The sequence below is a fragment of the Natrinema hispanicum genome, from assembly GCF_004217335.1.
Taxonomy (GTDB): Archaea; Halobacteriota; Halobacteria; order Halobacteriales; family Natrialbaceae; genus Natrinema; species Natrinema hispanicum.
The window spans coordinates 62,100-85,714 of record NZ_SHMP01000007.1; the positions used below are offsets into that span (position 1 = coordinate 62,100).

The following is a 23,615-nucleotide window of genomic DNA, read 5'->3' on the forward strand; positions in this document are numbered from 1 at the left end:
AACTAATCTACAGAGATACAGCGAGAGTGCCTCGGGGCTTGACCCCGAGGGTGAATCGCGTAATCTATATGATGGATACCACCGTATTGGAGAGTACAGTTGCGACATGGATTAAAGACCTTAATCCGAAGCAACTGCCGGCAGTTGCGAGGAATGCGACTCCTCTCAAAACCCGCGTCTTTGGCGTGGTGAGACGGGAGTTGTCGGGCCGTGGTGGAGCGGCCGACCCTCACGGACGCACCGAGCGTTCGGGTATTAATTCCAGACGACTCGTCATGGGAAGTCCGAGGGGAATTAAACTCGCCTGCGACCGCACGGCCCGTTTCGGGACGTGCGGTCAAAACGGTGAAGCCGCGGGGCTTGCCCCCGCGGTACTTCACTGACCCCTATCAGAATGGGGTGGTGGGCTCCCATCGGCTCAGACACTAATTGGTAGCCCTATAACATGGGAGATGTGACTCCCCTACTTCCGTCCACTACCACCCCAATCGATACTCGATCAGCCTGCTTCTGTTGGCTTGCATCTCCGTATTTAAACGAACACGCATCTCCCCTCCCTACTTATTCGTGGTTCGACAATCTTCGATTTTCGTTATCACGAAAGATTTCCTGTCTTTCGAACGACTTCCCTCATTCCTTGGGAATGGAGACTCCGCGCTACCGCTTCAGTTGAAAACCGCACGGGGACGGAAAAACTCTAGTCCCTACCCAAGAGATCACCCGTCCCTCGAGCGGTCCATGACAGGCATCCCTAATTGGGACGCACAGTGTGGTGTGGGTTTCCCCACAGGCGATAAAGTTGCAGAATTCTAATTAGTCTTTTGATACTGAAATTACTTCTAGCATACATGGGTTTGCTAGATCTGGTTTTAGAGGTCTAGAAGTGCGCACACGCTAGAAATAGATACCTCAATTCGAAATTATGTAAATACACAAGACTTATGGCCCAGCCAGAATGTAGTTCCGGGTACCCCTATCCCGGGAGGCTGCTCGGTGAAATGCAGTAGCAATATCGAACTGTGTTGTCGGCCGAATGCAGCCACCTCCATGATCGTGCGCAAACCAACCCAACCAAACACATAAAATAAATGACAAACGAAACCACCTATCGTGAGAAGGGACGTGCAGTGTTCCTGGCCGCGATGATGGTCCTCTCTGTCGTTGCGATGTCCGCAGCGTTTGTGGGCGGCGCAGCGGCGGCAGAGAACAATCGATATGAAGATGGTATTGTTGTAGAAGATGGAGACACAATCTACCAGGGCGAGGATGACCTTACCTTCGCTGACGGCTTCTCGACGACGCTGACCGGTGCCGAGAGTGGTGGCGCTGAGGGCCAGACCCTCGACACCAACCTCCGGATTCCGGAAGATCAGGAAACTGGTATCTACACGGGCAGCAACGACAAATCCGTGACGGTTACACAGCCACGAGTCGCGGATATCACCGTCTATAACCTGGACTCCGATGGTAACGTTATCTCGGATGATGTTGACGGCTCCAGCATTTCGACTGAAGATGCGGAGCACATGAGAATCAACGTCAAGTACAATTTCGAGCAGGCTGAGCCTGTCGAAATCGAGATTACGGACGAGAGCGGTTCGGATGTCACCGCCGAGGTCCTCGAAAGCGAGGATGCACTGATCGACACAAGCGGTAATGGCATCATGATTGACCTCTCCAGCTCGGACACCGGTGACTACACGATTACGGCAGAAGGGACGGAGAACCTTGACTTCGGTAGCGCTTCCGAGACCACGACGGTCACCCTGACTAACGACGAGGATCTCGGCATCGAACTGGCCAACGACTCCGCTGTCCGCGGTGACGACATCCAGTACACCGTCACCGGTGGGACTGACGGCCAGACCCACGTTGTGACAATCGACAGCTCCGACTTCCGTGACGGTATCACAGACGACGAGAAAGAGACCATCTTCCGAAACGTTGACGACACGGAAGAGGTCGGCTTCGACAGCGACAGCGGTGTTGCGTACGCTATCGTCGAGATGGACGGTACGACTGCTGTCGGCTCGATCGAAAGCCAGTACCTCGATGATTCCTCAGTCGACGTTGAGGTCTACAAAAACGGTGTGTCCGTTGCAGACATCGACAGTGAAGACTCGGAAGACGACACCACCCTCGACGTTGAGGAAGGCGACGTCACGATCGACAGCCCAGAAGGAACCTACGTTGTCGGTGAAGAAGTCGACATCAACGGGAGCGCAGCGGGTACCGACAAGGTTGCGGTCTACGCTCGCGATAACGGCGACTGGGAACGCGTCATGGACGGAATCGATGTTGAGTCCGACGACACCTTCGAAGAGGAAGACGTCGTTCTCTCCAACCGTGACACGGGTGGCTCGGACATTCTGAGTCTGCCCGGTACGTACCGTCTTGGTATCATCGCTCAGTCCGATGCGACGAGCGAGACTCTCACGACTACGGAGTTCAACCAGGGTACCAGCGCCACCGAGTCGATTTCTGTGGTCGCAGGCGACCTGACTGCTGACTTCGAAACCATCAACGGGGAGATTTCCCAAGACGTCGACAGTAACATCGACGTGAGCGGTACGGCAAGTGGTCAGGACCACGTTGTCCTCGTCTTCGTTGACGAACGTGGCAACACGATGGTCCAGGAAGTCTCCGTTGAGGATGACGGTACCTTCGAAGAAGAAGATGTGAGTCTCGCTGCCCTCTCGCAGGGTAAGGTCTCTGCACACGTCATCTCGAATGGCCGTGACGATATGTACGGCGACGGTACCTTCTCCGGCGACGATGACTTCGAAACCTGGGTCAACAACCTTGATGGTCTGACTGGCGAACAACTTCGTGAAAGCATCGCTAGTGAGACTGTCGACGAAACCGCCAGCGACGACCGCATGGTCATGGAGAACTTCCGCTACACCGACGCTTCGACCACGATTGAATCGATCTACCCCGAAGGCGAGGAAGCCGACGGAATCAATCCCGTCCCGTCCGACGGTACGGTCGTTGTCGAAGGTGAGACCAACCTCCAGCCTGAGGACAACACCATCACGGTTGAGGTCCTGAACGACGCAGATAACTCGCAGACGATCACCAGCACTGACGAGTGGGGCACTGACGGTCAGTGGACCCTTGAAGTCAGCACCGAGGATCTCGACGTCGGGAACTACACGATCGAGTCCGACGACGGCGAAACCACCGACCGAGCTGATCTCGAAATCGTCGAAGAAGTCGACGATGACGATGGCTCCGACGGCTCCGATGGTTCCGACGGCTCTGACGGCTCCGATGGTTCCGACGACACCGGTAGCTCCGACGACACCGGTAGCTCCGACGACACCGGTAGCTCCGACGACACCGGTAGCTCCGACGACACCGGTAGCTCCGATGACACCGGTAGCTCCGATGACACCGGTAGCTCCGATGACACCGGTAGCTCCGACGACGGCACGCCCGGCTTCGGTGTCGGCGTCGCCCTCGTCGCGCTCCTCGGCGCTGCACTGTTCGCGCTCCGCCGCGACAATTAAGACTAACTAACTACTGGGTACTCCGCCCAGACCTTGCAGAATTCCGTTTTCTTTCAACTGTAATTGAGATCGGTAAGCTCCCTTTCTGCCCGCTTCGCTCGCTGAGGAAGGGGATACACCGCTCCAACGAATTCCTTGCCTATAGTGGGCTTGACGAGGGTGTCATAGAAGTCTTCTCACACCGAGATCACGGTACTTCCTGGATTGTCTCCACGTTCATAATTGGTGATCGCAACGACGAGACGGAGACATAGAGCAAGAAACACCTGCGCTCGTGCATGGACGCGGCCTCGGGTTCGAACGTGCCCGAGGCCGCAGTCCTTGACTGCATTGTTGGTTCGTTCGACTCCTGTACGGCGGTTGTACGTCTCGTCTAACGTCGACTGCTTCAGCTGAACATCCTTACTGTGCTCGGTGATGCGGTCTTCGACCCTGTACTCGATGTCTTTCGGGTCGTCAGTGTTTCGTGCGTTGTACGGAGCGACTGGCACGACCCCTGCGGTCAGCAGGTGGTCGTGCCAGTCAAGCGTGTCGTAGGCACTATCACCGACCATCCAGATCGGCTGTTCGACGGCGAGCGCGTCACGCGTGACGCGCATCGCCGTCTCTTCTGGTGCTTGTTTGCTCTCGGTGAATTCCGCGGCGATAGGGATCTTTTGTCCGGTCGAGACGATCGTACAGCCGTAGCCGGAGTAGTATTCTTCGGCGGTTGGATCGTAGCATTTCGACGCATCTTGATCGGCTGGCATTGTTCTCACGTCAGTCGAATCGATGCAGTAGGTCAAGTCAAGCAGGCCGCGGCGGGCGGCCTGCTCGACGAGGTGGTCAAAGATTTCGTCAACGACGTGTTCGAGATCGGTGAGAAAGCGATCGACCGCGTCTCTCGACGGCGGTCGATCGAAGCCACAACTGAGCCAGACAACTGTATTCTGAAGCTCTCGTTCAACGGGACGAATGCCGTAGATGTCTTTGTAGTAGCAATGGAGGAAGCCACACATCAGCTCTGGTGGCTCGTGATCTCGTGTTCGCCCCGTCTCCGCCGGGGCGAACACGTCGAACTCTTCGAGAAACTCGAATGAGAGGTGCTCAAACAACGCGAGCGTCTCTGTCTCCACGACATTGAAGAACGTCTCTACCGAAGAATGCTCTTGCAGGGTCGCTGGGCTCATCCACCACAGCGTTCACCCTGCTCTTTGGTGCGCCACTCGTTCTATGACACCCTCTGTGGTAAATCCGGAGACAATGCAGCGAAATGAGGGCATAGTCGGCGAATCCGCCGCCACCAGTCGGGGCGGCGGATTCGCCTCGTTCACCCGTAACTCTTTGTGCAATCGAGACGCAACGCTCGGTGAAGCGGGAGATTTGCGTCATGGACAACCAAATTTTCCCGCTTCAACTCCTTCGATTTACTGACCTTCCCCGACGCCGTCTAGTGATTCAACGCAGCCGATTGTTGTGTAATCTTCTGGAAGCATGAACAACTAATCGAGTCTCTTTACGGTAAGATAGGCCGTTCACGCTTGAGGCTACACTTACTTCACGCTCCAGGTATTTCAGCGGGATTCTCATAGAGTCTCCCTCAGTCAAAGCCAACAAAACAGGTTTATCGAATGGAGAAAATACCACGCTAGATTTTTCTGAGTACAATCCCCCAGTTTATACTGGGGAGGTCGCCGCTTGACACACCACTAACCACCCAATCAGACGGTCCACCTCCCCCATATCGAAGTGCCGGATGGCCATCGCGGTGTTTTTGTAACCACAATATCCACATTCAACGGGAGGCGTCCGAATTGCCCTTTCAGGGCGGTTCACCAGTCACCGCCTCCTCTCTCCCTGGCTGAGACATCACCCACTCCTCTCCAGGGGGTTCTCCGTTCACTCGAAATTATAGAACCGCTTGAAATCTTGCTCTTGAGCGGTCGGTAACACTGCATTCCTCACCCCACCGCTAAGTACCGTCCCAAACGTCGAGTAACTAGTTCTCAGCCTCCTCAATAGTCGGATAGAGGGTAAAGCTTCGTTCGAGCATCCTCCGCTGTGAACTGCCAGTCAACGGTAACATCGGTACTTCCCGACTGGTGTGAGCTGGAGCTAAAGCGTTGATTTCATGAGGAAAATATCTAGTTGAGAGAACGTGTTCAATATCCCTCAGCCAGACGGTGTTCTTTCGGACTCGGACGTGAAAGATTTAGCGGAAGACGTCATCTGCCAACTCCCTTTGCCAGGGATCGAGGGCTCGCCCCTCGATCCCGGCGATATCTGGGCTGTTGTCATTCTTGCAGCAGTCAATCAGACGTCCATCTAGGAGACGTGCAAGGACAACGACAACGCTGTCTGTGACGATACTGTCATGGCCTGTACAACATACGCTCAACCGAGAGTGGCTTGAGCGGGTTGCTAACCGCCTTCTCAGGCAGGTAGCGATGACGATTTCGAACCTGATCGGTCGAGGATCATCTCCATTGACTTCGCCGATAACCCCTACCACCATCCGTGTTCGGTTAACGAGCGAACACGAATGACATGCGTCTTTAGCTAAGCCTCCATCCTCGGTTGTGTGGCGGTAGCGAGTGTCTCTTGCAGTACTGGTCGTTGTTGGTGGATCTTTTGTGCATCTTCAATCAGCCGCTCCAGCAGTGGTGGCGGTGAATAACCGAGGTACTCGGTCAGTTTGTTGAGAATGAGCTGGGCGTGCGACCGGAAGGTCGCCGCCCAGCGCCCCGGTGGAAAGACAGCTTCGTCTTCGGCGCACTCTGTAACCAGCGCCAGCAACTCACGACTCACTAACAGCGATAACAGCGCCGCATACACCAGAATCTTCACGATATGCTCTTTCGTAGTATCGAACTCATCTAGTTTATACTGCGTCTTGAGCTCCCGAAATAACCGTTCAACAGTCCATCGACACCGATAGATTGTCGCCAAATCCTTCGGAAAGAACTCTTTTCGCGTGAGATTTGTGATGTAAAGATGGTAGTCGTCGGTGTCCTCATTACGGACACCGACGACACGGAACTGCTTGGTGTCCTGTGAACGCGTTCCGTTGTACTTCCCTCGCTTGAACTCGACTTCGACCTCGACATCGATGTACTTCCGGTGGAGATCGTCAACGACATCATGGATCTGCTTCCCTTCCAAGGGAATGGTGTGGCCACACCATTCCCGTAATTCGTCCGTTATAACCGGATTTGCGTCGGGTTTCAACCGACTCACAAAGTAGCCATCGTTCTCATCGATCAACGCGAACCGCCGGTACTTGAAGTACGCCTGGTCGAACAGTACCAACCGCTGTTCTAGCCATGATCCGGTGTTGAACTCGGTGCTGTCGTGCGCTTTCTCATCGGTAATGCTGAACCGTTCTAGTGTCTGATCGCACGGGTTATGGAGCAGGTGGAGCCGTGCTCCAGCCTGCTCCTCTTTGCGCCCTTCGAACTCATCAGAGAGGAACTGGTGCAGTCGCAATACCGTCCCATCAGCAATCATCACGTCTCTGAACCGGTCGAACTTATCGGTCATAGTGTGCGGGACAGCGACCTCGTCGAGCCCATACTCGACGAGGTCGCGGAGATACTCGGCCAACAACGGCGTTAATCGCTGGTAGTAGCCTCCAGGGGACAACGATTCATCGGCTGTGGAGTTATAGCTCCGACGGAACGCTGCGAGCGTTCGGCTCTCGCCGGTGGCGAAGCCGAACGCAAACGACCAGACGAGCGGCGGAATCTGGAACTTTCCCTCCCGTTCGATCACGCCGACTGCCTCGGCGTGATCTTCCAGAGCACCAGAGGGAAAGAGGGTAGTGAGTCGACGTTCAATCTGACTTGAGGAGGGAGCTTGGTGCATACTTGCACCCTCCTCAATCCTCTCGAAAAGATGTCTCGATAAGCCGCTGCTGTCACGTGGTTTCTCGCTTAGCTAAAGACGCATGACACGAATGATGACTATTCAATAGTATCTCCCGTCCGTGAGACGTAGCCACTCGAGGAGCCCGGTTCTGTTAGCTTGAACTCCTGCCGAACGATAAAAGAGAGTCTGCCTCACCTAGGTTGACTTCTCGTATCGGTCTCCGACACTTCGATAAGAGGGAGTGTGGGCTGTCTGCCGAGTGGAGGTGTGTCAAACGGCAACTCCCTCGTCACAATATAGTTACTATAATTACACATTTCCACTGGCTAATATTTGAGGGCGTAGGCTTCGAGGACGGCCTGTCCAATTTTGAATTTCCGGCACGAGTCCCGGTTCACGAAACGATCCCCTGGACGTAGATGTGCGCGTATGCGCCTGCCCACACGATAGAGAGCAGTTCACCGACACTCGATGAGATCGCATCCAAAACAGGAGGCACCAGAGCCAATCCCGTACCTAGCTCAGGGAGAACTGTTGGTATATAAATGCTGAGTGCACTACCAATGGTGATTACGACGATGAGCAAGAATTTTCGTCGGTAGTTCGTCGTGAGGCGCCAGCTAACCCGTAGTGATTCGATAGGCCCGTACTGGCCGATAACGCAGGCTTCCGGTGCGAACCAGAGCTTGAACAAAAGGAGAAGAAACGGCACGGCAAAGACGATCCCAACGGTCGCCGCTGCGACGGGAAAGCCGACCATCTCTACTGGATTGCTTAGGATAACACCGACAAGAACGAGTAGTGGAAGAGATAAGAGGAATGGGATCGTCATGATAAAAAATATGAGTAGAAGGATAACGCCAACTAACGCTGGAATCCGAGCAATACATCGATGCAGCCCCTCACGTATCGTGACAGGGTTGCCAGTCAGTTCTCCGGCGACAATCGTTCCCACGTAGGCTCGAATCAAGAAGACGAACGCGAACGCCGTTAGAGTCTCAAGCACGCCGATTACGGGTAGCGGGAGCACGTTGATGCTGTCCGTCTCGAGAAGTCGGTTGACGAGGATGATCACGCTTGCGAAGGCAACGATCGACGGATAAGATCGAAACAAGCGAACGGACCAGACGAGCGCGTCGAGGACGGTCCGATTAGTGGTCTTCGTCTTAATGTTTCGACATTCGAGACAGCCACACTCATCCATATCGTTTCGAGATTTGATTGCCGGTGGCATGTCTCACGTGATTATGCCGTTGACGGTAGAAGTGCTTTGGATCGCTGAATCGGTGTGTTTGCTCATTCGCCAGTGACGAATTGAGAGATAGATTCGCCGACTGCAAGCAAAATCGATGGGGGGCCGAGTAGCGAGGCGAAAGACTTGAACGCGCGTTTGAGACTCGGCCGGTCATCCTCGGTGCCGAGGAAGAGCAGCGTTGGGTCTTCAGAGACAACGAACACGCTCATCTCACGGCCTTTTTCGGAATAGCAGGTATCGGTGACTTTGATCACTCCGGCCGATTCGAGGTTTGTCAGGTGATAATGTACGTTTTGCACGCTCTGGTCGAGTTGTTCCGCGATCCGTGCTGGCGTCGCTGGCGTCTCATTAAGCAACTGGAAGATTTCGTAGGCGGTCTCGGAAGACAACGCTTCGATCACGTTTCGCATCGCGTCGTCGTCGAGACTCAGGACGGCGGGATTATCACTTCGTTCAACGGCGGCGTCTGTTTGTGTCGGAAGGAGTCGTGACATAGTTGCTGTTGAGTGTTGTGGGGTGAGTCGTTGAGATCTATTCTGATCTGTGGCCGTTCGAAATCATCGTATGTAGTTACTGATAAATGGTTATTCTGATACCGTGGAGATAGGTGAATCAGCGATCAATCGTAGGTAGTACGCTGTGTACACTGTATAGATGTACGCGAAGCCAACTGCCGACAGGACAATTCCGATCGGGAGTAGGACAGCTATTGGAACACCGAGATCGATCGGTAATACGTCAGCAGGCCCGGTTTCCGTCAATGTCAACTGGAGCAGGTACTCGGGGATAGAGAAGGCGTTCAACAGGATGACCCACACAAGCGAGAATCCGGTGACGCTTTTGAGGTTCGAGCGAACGAGAGCGATACTTCTCCGGAAGGAATCAGTAACGCTCTGGTCTTCAATGACAATTGCGGCATCATAAAACTGTACGAACATAATGACGACGAGGACGGACAACAGCCAGACGAGCAGAGAACCGACGCCTGCAGCGAAGGCGGCCATCTCGTGTATCGCAGCGAGTGGTATTAATCCGATACCGAGAACGAATCCGATGAGTCCGAGTCCGATGGCAGTTCCGAGGACAATAAGCACGAACAACACAGTTCCGAGTAGAAGTCGGAAGTAATGTGTCCTCGCTGCAGTAACAAATTGTGTGGCTGACGTGTTTGTTCCTTCGATCGCAGCTCGGGCGGTTTCGATGAAGCCACCGAGAACGAACGGGAAGACAATCAACCACGCGAGCGGTGCACCTACGGAAAGCAACGGTGATTCGTTCAGGTGCTCAACGTACTGTAGTTGGCTTCCGGCCCCGACGAGGAGGCCGGCGACGAGCAGGATCGGATTCGTTCGAAGGGCAGCGAATCCATCTTTGAATGCAGAGACTAGTACCATCGTATCCACGATTTACTCCCATCGCGTATTAGGTCGAACGTAGTATCAAAATCAGATTTAACCGTTTGAACTGTCTGGATCCGCTACTTTAGTGGAAACCACTTTGATTTAAGTCATTGGTTCCATCTGTCTTTAGCTAATACTCACAGTACTTCTATTTAGCCGTGATCTGTGGTCGAATTTCGCTCGGACACCTCGACAAAACGCCGAAGACACCAATCTTAGCGTTTCTTATCGCCTGGTTTCACGATTAACAGCGTCTCACCGGCTGGAATTGTCCTCCCCAATACCTTTAGTTATAGTCTAAACTTTGAATATTACTATCAGTCTTAGCTAAAGACGAATGGTGACTGTACTGGATCGGTTGTAAGTGTTATCTCAATGGAATTAAGTTGAGAGGCTGACAGGTCTGGCCGGAATACGTACGGGGCAGAAATCAGGTATCCAGAGTATGACGGACGAGGACAGTACACGGGAAGCGGCTTACGCGGTGTTGACTGACGAGACCTGCGTTCGCATCCTCTTCGCGCTCGCGGACCGATACGACGAGGCATGGTCGTCTGAGTGGCCCACCTTCTCAGAGTTGCGCACGCAGGTCGGTGTGAACGACACGAGCCGCTTCAGTTATCACCTCACCGAACTCCAAGACGAGTTCGTCCGCAAAGTCGATGGGCGGTATCTGCCACGAGTGGCGGCTCTCGAAATCGTGGCCGCGATTCGGGCGGGCACATACGGCGAAGCTAGAGCTGGCGACGAGGAGAGCGACATCGAGCACCGAGAAATAAACTGTGAGTGCCTGCACTGTGATCAAGCGCTCGTCGCGACCTACCGGAACCACCAGCTGTACGTCGGCTGTCCTGAGCATGGTGCTGCGGTCGCGTATCCCACGCCTCCACGGGCGGTCCGGAGCCGGACTGATAGACGAAGTCATCGACTGCTCGCTACGGAAACACGCTTGCGACGTGCGACTGCTTCGGGAGGGTGTCTGTCCACACTGCTGGGGAACTGCCAATTTGTCGTTTCCTCGCGACTCCGTCCCGGACACGTACCTCCTCGATGATGTACCGTACGCGACTGCAGCATGTGACATTTGCTGGTTGTCGTATCCGATCCCGATCGCACACACGATTCTCGGTCACCCTGCCGTCGAGACGCTATACGCCAACTGTGGGCTCGGACCACGGGACGCTCAACTCGGGCCACACGATCTGGCGCGAGTGAGTGACGTGTCTCTTTCCGAAAGAGACTCACCGGCTGCTCGAATCGTCGTCGAACTCAGAGACAACCAAGTGGTCTTCGATCTTGACGAGACCTGCAGTGTCCTCGATCACCGACGTTGATAGCGCTCGAAGTCGACTGTTTGTCTAACATCCTCACTCTGGTCTCCCATCGTGGAGACGGCTACGCGGATATGTCGAGCCGCGCCAGAAAGCACGCTGCTGTTCCGGATGTATCGGTGCATCCGACGATGCTGCCAGAGACGCCAGTGAGTGTGGGTTGCGGTGATTAGCGAAAACTGAGGAAGATATCACGCTGGTGCAACATCGGGAGAGTGCTGGCCGATGGGAAGGTCGATATCGATCTCATCGTACCACACAACCGGACGCTTTGCGCGACCGTTTTGCTCGAGTTCGACGAGTCCGTAGTCGGCAAGCTCGGTCACGTTCTCAGTGACTTCTGGCGGATGACGGCCGACAATTCGCGCGAGTTCACGAATACTGTCTGGCTCATGATCAGCGATCGCCTCGAGGAGTTTGAGATTCGTCGACCGAAAGATTCGACCGAACGTCTCGAGGTCCTCTACCGAGAGCGTCGACGGCTTGGGGTCGACACTCTCGCCAGCATCGAGAGCAGCAAGCGTATCTTCGAGATCGCTACGGTCGGACGATGAGTTGATACGGACGTGAAGTGTTTGGGTCATGGGTGTGGGATCGGTGTATTACCAGCCGGTTCGTTTGGCGAACGGAAGTGCCGAACGCCAAGCACGATACAGCGTCTGTAGTCCCGGATAGTCGGTCTCGTAGACCTCCGAGTCAAGATGCAGTTCGTGAATTCCGTGGTGGTTATCGAATCGGATGATTGGATCATCAGCGCCGGCGATGCCGTAGTGGAAGGCGTACTTGATGCCGTCTGGAAACTTCTCGGACTCGGGCACCGAAAGTACGCGGACACGGGCGACAGTACCATCCGAATAGGCTTCAATCTCGTCACGAACAACTGTGACGTCATCACTCATCCCTGTTTGTTAGTATGAGTCCTAACACGATAAGCGTTAGGGTTCTCCCTAACATAGCCTGAGGAATATGCGACCACGATCATTTGGTCGCGTTGCAAAGCCGTCTCGAGTTTGCGCTGAGAGTCGCGGCGACACCTACTACAGACAGTGATACTGCGTTAGAATGGCGTGCACCGAGTGCACGTAGTTGAGAGAACGTTAGAGGTAGGCACTACTGACCGTCTACTCACCCACAACGCGAAACTCTAGACCACTTTGAGACGGCACAAAATAACTGCTCCAGCACTAGGTTTATACCGCTCGGCAGACTTCCTTCCAGTATGTGCCTCAAAGAGACAGTTGACTACCTCGCCGAGGAACTTGACCTCGAGCGAAGTGAACACGTCCGTGAGGTCGGTCAGTCGGTCGCAGAGCTTCGCGACTGATCAGAACATTTCCCTGAAGTCTCGCTCGACGAGTCCTTCCTCCAGATACGTGATAAACTCTTGTTTCGTTGGCCCTGGCTGATCGAGTAGATAATCCCGTTCAGCACGTTTGAGGACTGCCTGAGCGAATTCCGTACAGTGTGTTTCGTGCAGACTAGCGTACTCCGAGAGGGCCTCTCGCCAGTGCATATCCAGCTCGAATTCGGTTAGTCGGATTTGGATTCCGTCTTTCCGTTCGACGAGGTCAACGTCCAACTCTTCGAGTTTCTTGAATCGGAGATTATAGGTATTTGAGGTGGATCAGTAAAGCAGTCCTGTTTTCATCTGTCTTTAGCTAAACCTCAGCCCTCGGCTGTGTAGCGGTAGCGGGCCTCTCTTGGAGTATCGGTCGTTGTTGATGTCTTTTTGAGCGTCGTCGATCAGTTGATCCAGTAACTGTGACTCTCTCACTCGAAAAATAGGGTTTCTTCGGGTCGCCTACCGATCTTACGACTCCTCGTTCGGTTCCACCTCTTGATGTCAGGGTGAGTTGACTGATGCCTACAGAGACGATTTCTAGATGACGTTGAGACGGATGGTTAGTTGAATGAGTCTGAGTATGGGTCAAAATCATTATTGGAGTGCCATACGAGTAGTCAGAATGTCCATTCATGGTGCGGCCAACGCAGCAGCGCGAACGCGACCAGATGTCGGTAACGGAAGCCGACGAACATGAGAGTGAAGAGCAGACGTGTCCTGAATGCGATTCAGGCGCTCTCGTTGCTAGCAACGATAGTAACGAAATCATTTGTGAGGAGTGCGGCCTCGTTATCGAAGAGCAAAATATCGACCACGGTCCAGAATGGCGCGCGTTCAATCACGCCGAACGGCAGAACAAAAGCCGGGTTGGTGCACCCACAACCCAGACGATGCATGACAAAGGGTTGACCACCCAGATCGACTGGAAAAACAAGGACGCACACGGAAGATCGATCTCCTCAAAGAAGCGTAATCAGTTGCATCGACTGCGCAAGTGGCAAGAACGGATTCGAACCAAGGATGCAGGTGAACGAAACCTCCAGTTTGCGCTTTCGGAAATTGATCGCATGGCGTCGTCACTCGGTGTCCCCCGTTCTGTTCGAGAGGTCTCATCGGTGATCTACCGACAAGCGCTCAGCAATGACTTGATTCGTGGGCGGTCTATCGAGGGCGTCGCCACGAGTTGTCTCTACGCTGGCTGTCGCCAAGAGGGGATTCCGCGGAGTCTTGACGAAGTGACTGAGGTCTCTCGCGTTGGGAAGAAAGAAATCGGGCGTACATATCGCTATATTGCCAAGGAACTCTCCCTCGAAATGAAACCAGCCGACCCCAAAGAGTACGTCCCACGGTTTTGTTCTGACCTCGAGGTAAGTGAAGAAGTGAAGATGAAGGCGATCGAAATTATCGATGAGTCTGCTGAACAGGGTCTGCTTTCAGGGAAGTCGCCAACGGGATTTGCGGCAGCAGCCATTTATGCGGCATCACTCCTCTGTAACGAGAAGAAAACTCAAAAAGAAGTCGCTGAGGTTGCACAGGTGACTGAGGTGACCATCCGAAATCGGTATCAAGAACAGATCAAAGCGATGGGTCTCAACTTACACTGAGGCTGAGGAAGAAATACACCACTGCTACGAAACGACTGACTGCTGCCAGACCGGCTACTCGTTGGCCGCGAACTCGCCGAGAACACGGTCACCGAACACAAGCACGAGTACTGCGCCGACCAGATCAAAGACAATGTCGAAGAACGTGTCTTTTCGGCCGTACGTGACGAGTATCGGCTCGAGATCAAAGCGTTTCGCCGTTGCGTGAATAGCATACTCGATGGTTTCCCAGACAAGCCCGAAACTGATGACAGCGGCAACGACCCGTCGGCCAGGATCACGATCCTTCCGGCGGCTGGCTACATAGACGATCCCGGCAAGAATCGACGAGGAATGTGCGTGTGTAAGGTGATCCCACCACCAGACGTCGTCATAGGGACCGAGCATGCCGACAGCATGAGTAACCATTGCAGTGTTCACATAGGCTCGCTGCCACGGCTTGAGTTTAACACCATACGCACGCGTGACGAACGTGGGAAGGTATGTGCCGATCGCCGCAACGACAGCATTGACAACTGCGCCTAGATTCCGGCGTCGGAGTCCGACGAGGAATACGGTGAGCAGCGTATATCTAGCCTCACGACCCACTCCCTGTTCAGCTGTCGACATCTTCTGTATACGATAGACTGACTACGCGGGCCACATAGCAGTATCGCCCCGGAGACGGACCCAGACGCCTCGGACAGTCTCAGTGGCACTCGTCCATCGTTCTCAGAGACAGTCATAGTCATGGGCACTCGATGCATGTTGACGACGGTCTGGCACGGGTTTTATCAGGGATGATGCGTGAGTCTGCTTGCGATTACCGTAGTTCGATACTGAGGAAGAGCCGCTAGTGAGGACTCCTAGTTTTAAGTGATATCCATGACTATCAGTGAGGCAAGAAGATAGGAGAATATACCCGCCGCTCATCGGTTTGGGTTGCAGGAACGGGGGCGTCAATTCGCCCCCTGAGTTGGCTACTCAATCCTGCAACCCGGATCGATATAAAAGTTTGCCTCTCGAGGAGCTGTGGCTCTGTCCAGCACGGCGTCTCGTCTCCTTCGAGAGTTGTCTCTCTCCCCAGCAGCATCGCGCCTCGACCGACAACCAGCAGTACACGACTACAACGACCCTCCATGACAATTGGAAAAGATCCGGACGCAGTTGACGCAGAAACGCCCACTGATCACGACGTTGCCGCAGCTCTTGGCTTCGACAGCGTCGATACGCACACCAGCACTGATCCGACGGCCGACGACGGTGATGATGACCTCCCGAGTCGCGCAGAGATGTGGACCATCATCCAAGAGCAGTCACAGACGATCGACCGCCTCGAGGAGCGTGTCGACGAACTCCAGCAGGAACAAAACCGCGCCGATCGCAACCGCAAGGAGATCGCCAGTCAACTCCACGAGGTCACCGAGTCGGTTGCCGATACCGACGAGACAGCTGACCAAGCAAAGGAAATCGCAAAGACTGCGAACGCAAACGCTGAGCAGGCCAAGTCGATCGCTGAGACCGGTGAAACTGCGTTCGACCGCGAAGATCCAGAGGAACTGCCAGGTGGCATCGAGCCCTCAAGCAGTCCGTTGGACTTCCTTGCGAACTGCCGCCAGCACCGCGTCAAAACACACCTTGTCGATCAGGGGACACCGCGGAAGAACCGATTCCGGGCACTCCTTGTGATGAAGCGCTGGGACGAGTTCGCAACCAAGCGTACGAACGGGAGCGGCATTTTCTGGACTCGAGACGATGTCCGGGATGCGCTCACTGCAATCCTCGGAACGCGTCCCCACGCACAGACACTCAAACGCGTGTGGGACGAGATGGTCGCGCTCGGAAGTTCGGACATCGATGTCACCGAGCGTCGTGTTTCTGCGAAACAGACGCCGACGGAGATCATCGCGATGGACATCGAGACTGCTGAGGGACTGCTCGAGGCCCGCTATCACCATCTCGAATTGCTCGACTCGGATGGACAGGTCACTGGTGGCGTCACACCCGTTGTGACCCGAACCAGCATGGCGGGGGTGTGAGAGAACGGCTGAATCCATCCCGAGAGGGAGAATCTCTCTGACGAGCAAACGAACGGATTTGGTCGTCGTCTTCGTTCGACGACGTCGCCGCTATCGCTAGCTGCAGGTGTAGGAAAAGATCCTCCCTTTCAGAGACAGTGTTTGTCCCTCTAACGCTCATTCTGCAGTGATAGCTATGATCCCACTCACAACGGGTGTGATCATGACCGCTCAGTTGTGGTCTGCACGCGATCGTCCCTTCTCGGGGTGGATGTCAATGACCTCGTGGACTGGTATGATGATACCCAATTTAACAGACCACAATGAATTATTGTGTAGTATTGTGCCAAGTCATAAAGACTGATATAGCTGTGATACAGACAGTGACTTGGGCGTGAAGATGGGCGGTGGGGAGATAGCGCTCACGCTCAGTCAGAGGCACAACTCAGACACACGGACCGTGTCGAATACTCGTCTCCACACGAGTCGTCTGGGACAAACAGTACGACTTGAAGGGGAGTGGCGTTCGGTAACTTCGGCGGCACCCTGCCTTGAGAAGTGATTCCCGTCGATTGTGTTACTCAACGAGTTCTGACTTCTCTTTGACCGTGATTTCTGGATCGGTGCCGAATTTCACAATAACCGTATAGCCATTGTATTGGAACTCGATTCGGCCAGACTGAGTCGTCCCGTTCTGGCGTCCCGACGCAACGAGATCGTCGAGCGCATCTGGATTGACTGCATCATACAATGGGGGAAGTTCAAGTGGATCCGTGTGTTCCCTTTCAGCAATATAATCAACTATGTGCAAAGAAATATTACTTTTATCTCCAAGATCCCTTTCCATACTAAAGTGTATATCTCCCAGACACTAATATATGACGCCAAACATACAACTTTCTGTGCCCTCATAGGGAACTTATTACTGACTATGAGAATATCATAAAAAGACTCGCGAATAGCTTGTTTCAGATCCTTCTGATTGGGTCAGCCGGTAAATAGAGATGCGAACTGTCCGCTATGGGTTTTGCCACATACGGATGAGAGGTGGTACAAATGCGTACAAGCAAACGAGTATCGTTATTGTGAAGAATGGGAAACCCAATGGATCACCTTCGATAATAAGCCCCACTGTAATAACTGCGAGTGCTAAGCCGACGATGGCAGTACGAATCGCACGAAGATGTGCCATAAATATCGAATATTGTGCTCTGTTGAATAGATCCTGAATCACGGTTACAGAGGCTCACACAGCGATTCTATATTGATGAGGGCGAACATCAGGACAATTTCACGGAACTGGCGATACCAGCCCAGCGCTCGCACGGCGTCGCCGAGCGAGCGCTTCGTTGTTGAGTACGAGGTTTCGGCCATCCAGCGCTGAGAGTAACCTTTTGCCCGGATGAGCGCGTTGTTCACGACTGCATTCGGTGATGAGCCGCGGTAGTGAACAAGGTACTCAATGTCAAGTGCGGAGATTTCGTACTCAGTGTGCCAATCTTGGAACGCGTTGTCGGCAACCACGGACTGCAGGTCGTCCGCGTTTCGGCGGACGACCTGCGGTCCAGTCTTCGTATCGTGCTTCCACCGTGCTGTAATATGGACATCAAGAACAGCGAGCGACTCTATATCAGTTAATGTCGTCACTTTCAGCGTCTGCACGGTATTTCCCGACCGCTGGCGGAAGTACGACGACGAACGGCGGCGGTCAAAGAATGTGCTGTCGAGAGCAGCGTGGCCAGACTGCGGGTGTTGCTGCGCTGAAACGCGCAGCAACGCCCGCCACACCCACATTTTCAGCCGGTCGAACGACTTGTAGATCGTGCTGTAGTCGGGGAGGTTCTCTCGATCGAGACCGAGTACGTCACGAATCTCGGTCATGTACTTCAACCGATTCGGCGTTTCACGGTAGCTGTGACCTTCTTCGAGCCGAAAACAGTGCAGGACGACATGGACCCAGCGGGCGAACCCGCCGCTGGCGGGCTCGCCCGCGTGCTTCCCCAACGCTTGTTTGGCTAGGTCACGACACTGCTCAACGAAGTCGAGGATATCGATTTCCATAGGACAGAATCGAATTCCTCGGCTTCATCCTTCTAAGCCAGTGATACCGGCTGATTAGATCGCTGTTCAACAGAGCAGAATATTGTCCATCGTTCATACATGATACCGGAGTTCTCACTATATCGGTCTTTTTGTTTATTGGGTGATATATGTGGCCCCTGTCTTGAACGGCAACTACGTGTGCGAATACATCACTTGTCTGACTGCGCGTATCGGTCGTACATCCACCACGGAACATTAAGTACCAGAGCCAGTGCGACTGCTACTCCGAGTCCGACCAGTAACCCATCCGTGAGTCGAATTGCGAGGAAGACTGCGATACCGCTCACAGCAACCCTCACCACTCGATTCAGGTTCCAATCGAAAAGGGCAGATGGAAGCGCGGACATACTATTTAGTTAGGTATCCTGAATTATAACCATTCTGTAAACCAAGGCTCTGACGAGTGCCAACTGATACACGCACGTTCTGTACTTACCGTTCACTATGAATTTCAATAGCCGTATGACAATTCTATTATATTTCCCATGCGCCTTTCAGATTCGCCGCTATGGAATTCCGGAAGGCGGATATCAAGCTCGCTTTTGATTTGAAGCGAATCCAAGTCCTTTCCCACTTGGACTGGGAAATAGTGTCGGCGATGGGGATGGGGGTAGTGCCTCCGTTAACATCTGTCTCTTACCCACAAGTTCTAACCCCGTAGCTGACGAATTGAGACGGGAAAATGGGACGGGGGTCACGGAGTTGGCAGCCTGATTTAGACGATGACGGAGAGTTGTGTGACATGGATGTATCAGGTTGGATTCGAACAGAGTTTCGCTCAGCTAATCTCGGAGACAAGCGCCTCACCGATCGACTGGTGCAACTTGGGGATGAACTCGGCAGTTCACCTGCCGAGTCCATCCCAACTGCCTGCGAAGACTGGGCCTCCACAAAGGCTACGTACCGATTTTGCGATAATGAGAATGTGGAACCGAACGAGATCCTCTCCGCTCACAAGCAAGCACAACGATCACGAGTGAGTCAGTTAGACGAACTCGTGATCGTCTCCGATACCACTGAACTTGTCTTTCCGAGACATCCATCCAAGGACGGACTCGGCGACATTGGTAACTCTGAGATGGACCTTGAGGGCGTCAAAGTCCACTCAACGATCGGCATTCATCCACAAACACATCGAATGACAGGGGTCCTCGATCAGCAGGCGCTGATCGAGGACCAACAGGCTGACAAAAAGTATGAGACAAACGGGAAATCAGAGCCAATTCCGTTGGAGAGTGAACAGGAGAAGTGGGCTCGTGGTGACAGGCAAGCCAGAAACTGGCTTGCCGACGATGTTCGCCCGTTGTTTGTTCATGATCGAGGAGCAGATGCATTCGCGTTCTATACAGACGTTGTCGAAGAGATAGAGAACGCTGGATTCATCGTTCGAGCCAACCAAAACCGACGGATTTGGACAGAAAACGATGAATCTGGGAAACTCTTTGACTGGAGCAGCGACCTTGCCGAGCAAGGTCGCAAAACGATCGAGATTCAACAGGCAAGTGGGCGAGAAGCCAGGACAGCAGAGCTGTCGATTGCAACGGGAACCTGTGAGTTGCGTGCGCCGCGGAATAATCCTGATCAAGACGGTTCAGTGGCAGTAAATGTCGTACGAGTCGATGAGATCGGTGAAACTGACGACCCGATTCAGTGGGTGTTACTCACCACTGAATCGGTCGAAGAGTTTAACGAGACGCTGACTGTCATCGACTATTATGGTCTTCGCTGGCGAATCGAAGACTGGCACAAAGTGCTGAAGAGTGGCTGTAACATCGAAGAACGGCAACTCCAGACTTGGGAACGAATGGAAGTCTTGCTAAGTCTGTACTCGGTGATTGCCTGGAAGGTCCTGGAGTTACGAGAGCTTGCTCGGGGAGAGACCTCGACTGCACCTGATGTCTTGTTGAGCGAAGCAGAGCGCGCAGTTCTGGAAACAAAATTTCCAGAACTGCAAGACCAGAACGGGAAAGCCTACGCTGTGAGTGTAGCGAAGCTTGGCGGGTATCTGGACCGCGGATCAGATCCTCCTCCAGGATGGGAAACGATGTGGAAAGGCCTCCAGAAGCTACGCATGTGGGCAGAAGGGTACGAACTCGGTGCTGAATGAGCGCCAACGGCGACTCATTCAGCGGACCTCAACGTGAATTCAGACTTCGTTCCAATTTTACAGACTGACCACTCCTCAGAAACGGTGAGCCAGTCCAGATAATGAAAACATCCCGACTAATTCTTTGATTTCAGACGCATCTACTTGATTTTTCTCGCTGGTGCTGAGTTATGGGTAAGAGACAGCCGTTAACATGGGGGAGTTGGAGGCAATTGGTTGTTATTGGTGATCATTATTAACTATTTACATTCCGATCACTTATCCAACAGATTCATACGAGACATATCCTAAGAGCACACGTGGGGAGGGACAGTGTGGCTCTAATCGATCTCCAGACAGGGAATGCAGTCGATTCGAGACACACGGCTCCTCGCCGCAACTGGGATTGCTCCACCACTGTCTGGTGCCATCAGGATCTCAGATCACCTACCACTGACACACCACCTGGGACATGAGTGTGCCAACGTCGGCCTCTGGCCGGCGTTTCTGCAAGATTCGGAAGTTGATATCTGAAGCCACGGCTAATGGCGATGATAGCACTGACCGACCGACCGACTGACAAGGGGTTTCCCTGGTCGCAGTCGCATTGACCGAGTTCTCAGTTCCTACGAACAGGCTGATCTCGAGTTGTCGAACACGCTTAGCAACTGGCCGACGATCGTCACCTCACACATGATGTTGAGTCCGCCGAGATTGTCGACGTCCTTGAGAGTGGGAAGACAGCCCAGAAGACAGCAGGAGGCAAGTCGGCTATTCATATCTCTCGGAGAATATGTAGTCAACCGTCTTAGTACAGTTAGGGAACAAGTTGATAACTCTATGGGACATATGACGGGTTGGCGCGGACAAGGTGGGTCAACCTACACTCCTGTATCGTTGCCCCTTCCTCGATCACAAGTCAGGGGGAACACTTGTCCACGCCAGCCGAGATCGGCACGTCCCACAAGATCCACAACTGGTTTCGTCTCCGATCTCTGGCTTTTGAGTTCCATCCGAACTTTGAAAAACTCATGTTGGTCTCTGTCCAGTATTTTTGCAGGGTACAAGAACTGTATAGAAGGGTGTAATCAATATGCGTGCTGTTTGTGCGTTCCATAATAATACATAATAGAAACATTATTCTTGTTTCGGTACAGTAACTTGACACTCGGACTACAAGGCCTAGCGATTCAGAATTCGTATAAGGAAACGATAGCTATCCCGGAATATGGATCAACGCCAGATGAGGGAGCAGTCGCCGTTTCTCCTCATGGCGTTCGGGGCGATACTGTTTCTGATTGCAGGTGTTCACTATGCACATGAAATTCTTGTATTGAATACTCTAATCGGGCCACTGGTTGCGCTTTTGTTGGATGGGGTGCCTGCACTTGGACTCATCTATGCGGGATACTGTCTCTCTCAAATCGAGTTCACACTCAAAAGTCGATGGATCGTCGTTAGTTGGTCTCTCATAGGAGGCGTCGTGTTTCTGATCGCAATGGGAACAACAGTTCTTGTACGACTGTTCGAAGGACGTCCTATCGCCGAACCTGTCTTTCCACTTCTGATTGCAGTTGAGGCAGGAGCGATTGCAGGAATGATCGCCGGCTATTACAACGCTCGAGCACATGCCGACGCTCGGCGCGCTGAAAAGGTTAGTGATACACTGGTGTTTGTCAATGATCTCATCCGTCACGATCTCCGTAATGATCTAACTGTGATCCAAGGCTATACTGAACTCATCAGCCATCAGCAAACCCCTGCAACTGCTGAGACAGAAAGTGATAATCTCGAGGTGATTTCTGAGAAAACCGGGGAAGCGCTTACACGAATTGAAGCTACTCGTGCAATCATTGACTCACTAATCGGTGAAACCGATCTTGAGCCAGTTAATCTTGCTGCGGTTATTGCTGAACTGGCTTCTCAAGTTGAGACCTCGTCCAGTGCTGCTGTAACAACTCATCTTCCAGACCAAGCACTCGTCACTGCAAACGCCAGTCTTCGGTCGGTTGTAGACAACCTACTTGAGAACGCTGTCGAACACAACGATCGGGATGATTCTCTGATCGAAGTCATGGTGAAGGCTGACGTGGATACTGTCAGGATGACTGTCAGCGACAACGGGCCAGGTATTTCTGACAAACAGAAAGAAACACTGTTCAATACGAACGGAACGGAGACAGACAGGGGCGGAGGTCTCTCTTTGGTATGGACGCTAGTTGAATCGTATGGCGGTAATATTCGAGTTGAAGATAATGAGCCGTGTGGTTCAACATTCGTTGTGGAACTTCCACGCGCAGATGTACAGGAAGAAATATCGGAATGATAATTAATTCGAGACACGCGTCCTCTGGTTGAAACTGGGATTGTGACTCTACTGGCAAGTCCAGCTCAATCTTCGACCGACACTGCATGGGATATTCCAGATTAGAGATACTGATTTGGCAATTGACTATTTCTGAGTTGCACCAAGTTAGACGATAAATTGGTATGCGTAGTAACGTTCTCTGTAAAATATATTTGGGTAAACTATTATTATAGAAAATTACCTATGGCTAAGCATAATCTGATAATGGAAAACAAGAACCCATCTCTCCCGTCGATCGTTGACCGTCTGAATGCCGGAGTCACACTGCACGAACCAGAGACAGGTGTGATGCGAGAAGGACAAACAGGCTGCGAAAACCATCGAACAGCAACGTGGCCAGCAGGCCTTCCACGTGAACATTCGCGCGTGCTTGCTGCCTCGAGCGAGCAAGACGAGGCTGAGGCCCGTGCTCGTGGCGTCGCGGGGATGTTCAGGAAGTACTACAACGCGATCACTGAACAGGGCCTTGACGACAACCCTGTTTGGCATCGGCGAGAGCGCAAACATGCCACGCAGCTTCGACAGTTCGTTGAGCGAATGTGTGACCGCGAGTGGATCGACCGGCACATGATTATGACCGTCGACGAACTCGCCGGCGTCGCACACATCCCCAATGCAGAGATTGAGACGCCGAATATCGACTGGCGATATACCCGACGTGGTGATCGCGCCCCTGCCGATCTAGGCCAATACGAACAGTCCACCGGTAGCAGCGCTTCCACCGAACACAACGTTACTAACTCAGCTTTGCACGTTGAAGTAGGAGCGTGA

The 23,615-nt window shown here is 53.2% G+C and carries 19 protein-coding genes and 4 pseudogenes; 9 read left to right on the top strand and 14 right to left on the bottom strand.

Annotated elements, in window-relative coordinates:
• The first annotated feature begins 1,088 nt into the window (after positions 1–1,088).
• Positions 1,089–3,512 (top strand): HVO_2072 family ArtA-dependent S-layer glycoprotein, encoded by a 2,424-nt coding sequence (gene csg / locus BDK88_RS16800; RefSeq protein ID WP_130501433.1) that lies wholly within the window; start codon positions 1,089–1,091, stop codon positions 3,510–3,512.
• A gap of 176 nt (positions 3,513–3,688) precedes the next feature.
• Here csg and BDK88_RS16805 read toward each other — a convergent pair whose 3' ends face one another.
• Positions 3,689–4,681: a transposase gene (locus BDK88_RS16805; protein ID WP_092934805.1), complete on the bottom strand. Its 993-nt coding sequence runs from the start codon at positions 4,679–4,681 to the stop codon at positions 3,689–3,691.
• 58 nt (positions 4,682–4,739) lie between these two features.
• Positions 4,740–4,883, bottom strand: a pseudogene (locus BDK88_RS16810) (IS5/IS1182 family transposase); the annotation flags it as partial.
• Positions 4,884–5,649: 766 nt separating this feature from the next.
• Here BDK88_RS16810 and BDK88_RS16815 point away from each other — a divergent pair.
• Positions 5,650–6,003: pseudogene (locus BDK88_RS16815) on the top strand (ISH3 family transposase); the annotation flags it as partial.
• A 47-nt stretch (positions 6,004–6,050) separates the two neighbouring features.
• On the opposite strand, the gene BDK88_RS16820 reads toward BDK88_RS16815, so the two are convergent.
• The 4 genes from BDK88_RS16820 to BDK88_RS16835 form a co-directional block, all read right to left on the bottom strand.
• Positions 6,051–7,355 (bottom strand): IS4 family transposase, encoded by a 1,305-nt coding sequence (locus BDK88_RS16820; protein WP_130501434.1) that lies wholly within the window; start codon positions 7,353–7,355, stop codon positions 6,051–6,053.
• 397 nt (positions 7,356–7,752) lie between these two features.
• Entirely contained in the window at positions 7,753–8,433 is a 681-nt protein-coding gene (locus BDK88_RS16825) for a hypothetical protein (RefSeq protein ID WP_092935810.1), read from the bottom strand.
• 221 nt (positions 8,434–8,654) lie between these two features.
• The gene (locus tag BDK88_RS16830; protein ID WP_092935792.1) at positions 8,655–9,107 is read right to left on the bottom strand and encodes an ArsR/SmtB family transcription factor; all 453 of its coding nucleotides are present in this window, start codon (positions 9,105–9,107) and stop codon (positions 8,655–8,657) included.
• Between the two features lie 90 nt (positions 9,108–9,197).
• A complete protein-coding gene (locus BDK88_RS16835) occupies positions 9,198–10,007 on the bottom strand; it encodes a DUF7847 domain-containing protein (RefSeq protein ID WP_092935794.1) in 810 nt (269 codons plus the stop codon).
• Positions 10,008–10,458: 451 nt separating this feature from the next.
• On the opposite strand from BDK88_RS16835, the gene BDK88_RS16840 reads away from it, so the two are divergent.
• Complete coding sequence (locus BDK88_RS16840; RefSeq protein ID WP_207225311.1) at positions 10,459–11,067, top strand: DUF7351 domain-containing protein; 609 nt, start codon at positions 10,459–10,461, stop codon at positions 11,065–11,067.
• Entirely contained in the window at positions 10,970–11,347 is a 378-nt protein-coding gene (locus BDK88_RS22545) for a DUF7351 domain-containing protein (protein WP_449406708.1), read from the top strand. Before BDK88_RS16840 ends, BDK88_RS22545 begins: the two co-directional genes overlap by 98 nt.
• Positions 11,348–11,535: 188 nt before the next feature.
• Here BDK88_RS22545 and BDK88_RS16845 read toward each other — a convergent pair whose 3' ends face one another.
• The 3 genes and pseudogenes from BDK88_RS16845 to BDK88_RS22355 form a co-directional block, all read right to left on the bottom strand.
• Positions 11,536–11,928 (bottom strand): HVO_A0114 family putative DNA-binding protein, encoded by a 393-nt coding sequence (locus tag BDK88_RS16845; protein ID WP_130501435.1) that lies wholly within the window; start codon positions 11,926–11,928, stop codon positions 11,536–11,538.
• An 18-nt stretch (positions 11,929–11,946) separates the two neighbouring features.
• A complete protein-coding gene (locus BDK88_RS16850; RefSeq protein ID WP_130501436.1) occupies positions 11,947–12,243 on the bottom strand; it encodes a toxin-antitoxin system TumE family protein in 297 nt (98 codons plus the stop codon).
• Positions 12,244–12,668: 425 nt separating this feature from the next.
• Positions 12,669–12,950 (bottom strand): annotated as a pseudogene (locus BDK88_RS22355) (hypothetical protein); the annotation flags it as partial.
• A 368-nt stretch (positions 12,951–13,318) separates the two neighbouring features.
• On the opposite strand from BDK88_RS22355, the gene BDK88_RS16860 reads away from it, so the two are divergent.
• Positions 13,319–14,290: a transcription initiation factor IIB gene (locus BDK88_RS16860; protein ID WP_130501437.1), complete on the top strand. Its 972-nt coding sequence runs from the start codon at positions 13,319–13,321 to the stop codon at positions 14,288–14,290.
• 54 nt (positions 14,291–14,344) lie between these two features.
• Here BDK88_RS16860 and BDK88_RS16865 read toward each other — a convergent pair whose 3' ends face one another.
• Positions 14,345–14,899, bottom strand: a complete 555-nt coding sequence (locus BDK88_RS16865) for a hypothetical protein (protein WP_092935802.1) — start codon at positions 14,897–14,899, stop codon at positions 14,345–14,347.
• A gap of 509 nt (positions 14,900–15,408) precedes the next feature.
• On the opposite strand from BDK88_RS16865, the gene BDK88_RS16870 reads away from it, so the two are divergent.
• Positions 15,409–16,308 carry a coiled-coil domain-containing protein gene (locus BDK88_RS16870; protein ID WP_130501438.1) on the top strand — a complete coding sequence of 300 codons (900 nt, stop codon included), beginning with the start codon at positions 15,409–15,411 and terminating at the stop codon, positions 16,306–16,308.
• A gap of 556 nt (positions 16,309–16,864) precedes the next feature.
• Here the strand turns inward: BDK88_RS16870 and BDK88_RS16875 are convergent.
• The 3 genes from BDK88_RS16875 to BDK88_RS16885 form a co-directional block, all read right to left on the bottom strand.
• On the bottom strand, positions 16,865–17,134 hold the full coding sequence (locus BDK88_RS16875) for a HalOD1 output domain-containing protein (protein WP_165396985.1): 270 nt from the start codon (positions 17,132–17,134) through the stop codon (positions 16,865–16,867).
• Between the two features lie 389 nt (positions 17,135–17,523).
• Positions 17,524–18,348 carry an IS5 family transposase gene (locus tag BDK88_RS16880; RefSeq protein WP_130501439.1) on the bottom strand — a complete coding sequence of 275 codons (825 nt, stop codon included), beginning with the start codon at positions 18,346–18,348 and terminating at the stop codon, positions 17,524–17,526.
• Between the two features lie 191 nt (positions 18,349–18,539).
• On the bottom strand, positions 18,540–18,737 hold the full coding sequence (locus BDK88_RS16885; protein WP_092935808.1) for a hypothetical protein: 198 nt from the start codon (positions 18,735–18,737) through the stop codon (positions 18,540–18,542).
• 335 nt (positions 18,738–19,072) lie between these two features.
• Between BDK88_RS16885 and BDK88_RS16890 the strand changes: the two genes are divergently transcribed.
• On the top strand, positions 19,073–20,497 hold the full coding sequence (locus BDK88_RS16890; protein WP_092930581.1) for an IS4 family transposase: 1,425 nt from the start codon (positions 19,073–19,075) through the stop codon (positions 20,495–20,497).
• A gap of 605 nt (positions 20,498–21,102) precedes the next feature.
• On the opposite strand, the gene BDK88_RS21310 is transcribed toward BDK88_RS16890, so the two are convergent.
• Positions 21,103–21,255 carry a hypothetical protein gene (locus BDK88_RS21310; RefSeq protein ID WP_165396986.1) on the bottom strand — a complete coding sequence of 51 codons (153 nt, stop codon included), beginning with the start codon at positions 21,253–21,255 and terminating at the stop codon, positions 21,103–21,105.
• Between the two features lie 449 nt (positions 21,256–21,704).
• Here BDK88_RS21310 and BDK88_RS16895 point away from each other — a divergent pair, with 449 nt between their 5' ends.
• Positions 21,705–22,802 carry an ATP-binding protein gene (locus tag BDK88_RS16895; protein ID WP_242611688.1) on the top strand — a complete coding sequence of 366 codons (1,098 nt, stop codon included), beginning with the start codon at positions 21,705–21,707 and terminating at the stop codon, positions 22,800–22,802.
• A gap of 334 nt (positions 22,803–23,136) precedes the next feature.
• Positions 23,137–23,615, top strand: a pseudogene (locus tag BDK88_RS16900) (hypothetical protein); the annotation flags it as partial.

Excerpts from the sequence above, each read along its gene's own strand:
- BDK88_RS16865 (WP_092935802.1), bottom strand. The coding sequence starts at position 14,899 with ATGTCGACAGCTGAACAGGGAGTGGGTCGTGAGGCTAGATATACGCTG.
- BDK88_RS16870 (WP_130501438.1), top strand. The coding sequence starts at position 15,409 with ATGACAATTGGAAAAGATCCGGACGCAGTTGACGCAGAAACGCCCACT.
- BDK88_RS16835 (WP_092935794.1), bottom strand. The coding sequence starts at position 10,007 with ATGGTACTAGTCTCTGCATTCAAAGATGGATTCGCTGCCCTTCGAACG.
- csg (WP_130501433.1), top strand. The coding sequence starts at position 1,089 with ATGACAAACGAAACCACCTATCGTGAGAAGGGACGTGCAGTGTTCCTG.
- BDK88_RS16890 (WP_092930581.1), top strand. The coding sequence starts at position 19,073 with ATGGGACGGGGGTCACGGAGTTGGCAGCCTGATTTAGACGATGACGGA.
- BDK88_RS16875 (WP_165396985.1), bottom strand. The coding sequence starts at position 17,134 with ATGGAAAGGGATCTTGGAGATAAAAGTAATATTTCTTTGCACATAGTT.
- BDK88_RS16830 (WP_092935792.1), bottom strand. The coding sequence starts at position 9,107 with ATGTCACGACTCCTTCCGACACAAACAGACGCCGCCGTTGAACGAAGT.
- BDK88_RS16880 (WP_130501439.1), bottom strand. The coding sequence starts at position 18,348 with ATGGAAATCGATATCCTCGACTTCGTTGAGCAGTGTCGTGACCTAGCC.
- BDK88_RS21310 (WP_165396986.1), bottom strand. The coding sequence starts at position 21,255 with ATGAATAGCCGACTTGCCTCCTGCTGTCTTCTGGGCTGTCTTCCCACT.
- BDK88_RS16850 (WP_130501436.1), bottom strand. The coding sequence starts at position 12,243 with ATGAGTGATGACGTCACAGTTGTTCGTGACGAGATTGAAGCCTATTCG.
- BDK88_RS16885 (WP_092935808.1), bottom strand. The coding sequence starts at position 18,737 with ATGTCCGCGCTTCCATCTGCCCTTTTCGATTGGAACCTGAATCGAGTG.
- BDK88_RS16805 (WP_092934805.1), bottom strand. The coding sequence starts at position 4,681 with ATGAGCCCAGCGACCCTGCAAGAGCATTCTTCGGTAGAGACGTTCTTC.
- BDK88_RS16840 (WP_207225311.1), top strand. The coding sequence starts at position 10,459 with ATGACGGACGAGGACAGTACACGGGAAGCGGCTTACGCGGTGTTGACT.
- BDK88_RS16845 (WP_130501435.1), bottom strand. The coding sequence starts at position 11,928 with ATGACCCAAACACTTCACGTCCGTATCAACTCATCGTCCGACCGTAGC.
- BDK88_RS16820 (WP_130501434.1), bottom strand. The coding sequence starts at position 7,355 with ATGCACCAAGCTCCCTCCTCAAGTCAGATTGAACGTCGACTCACTACC.
- BDK88_RS16895 (WP_242611688.1), top strand. The coding sequence starts at position 21,705 with ATGGATCAACGCCAGATGAGGGAGCAGTCGCCGTTTCTCCTCATGGCG.
- BDK88_RS16860 (WP_130501437.1), top strand. The coding sequence starts at position 13,319 with ATGGTGCGGCCAACGCAGCAGCGCGAACGCGACCAGATGTCGGTAACG.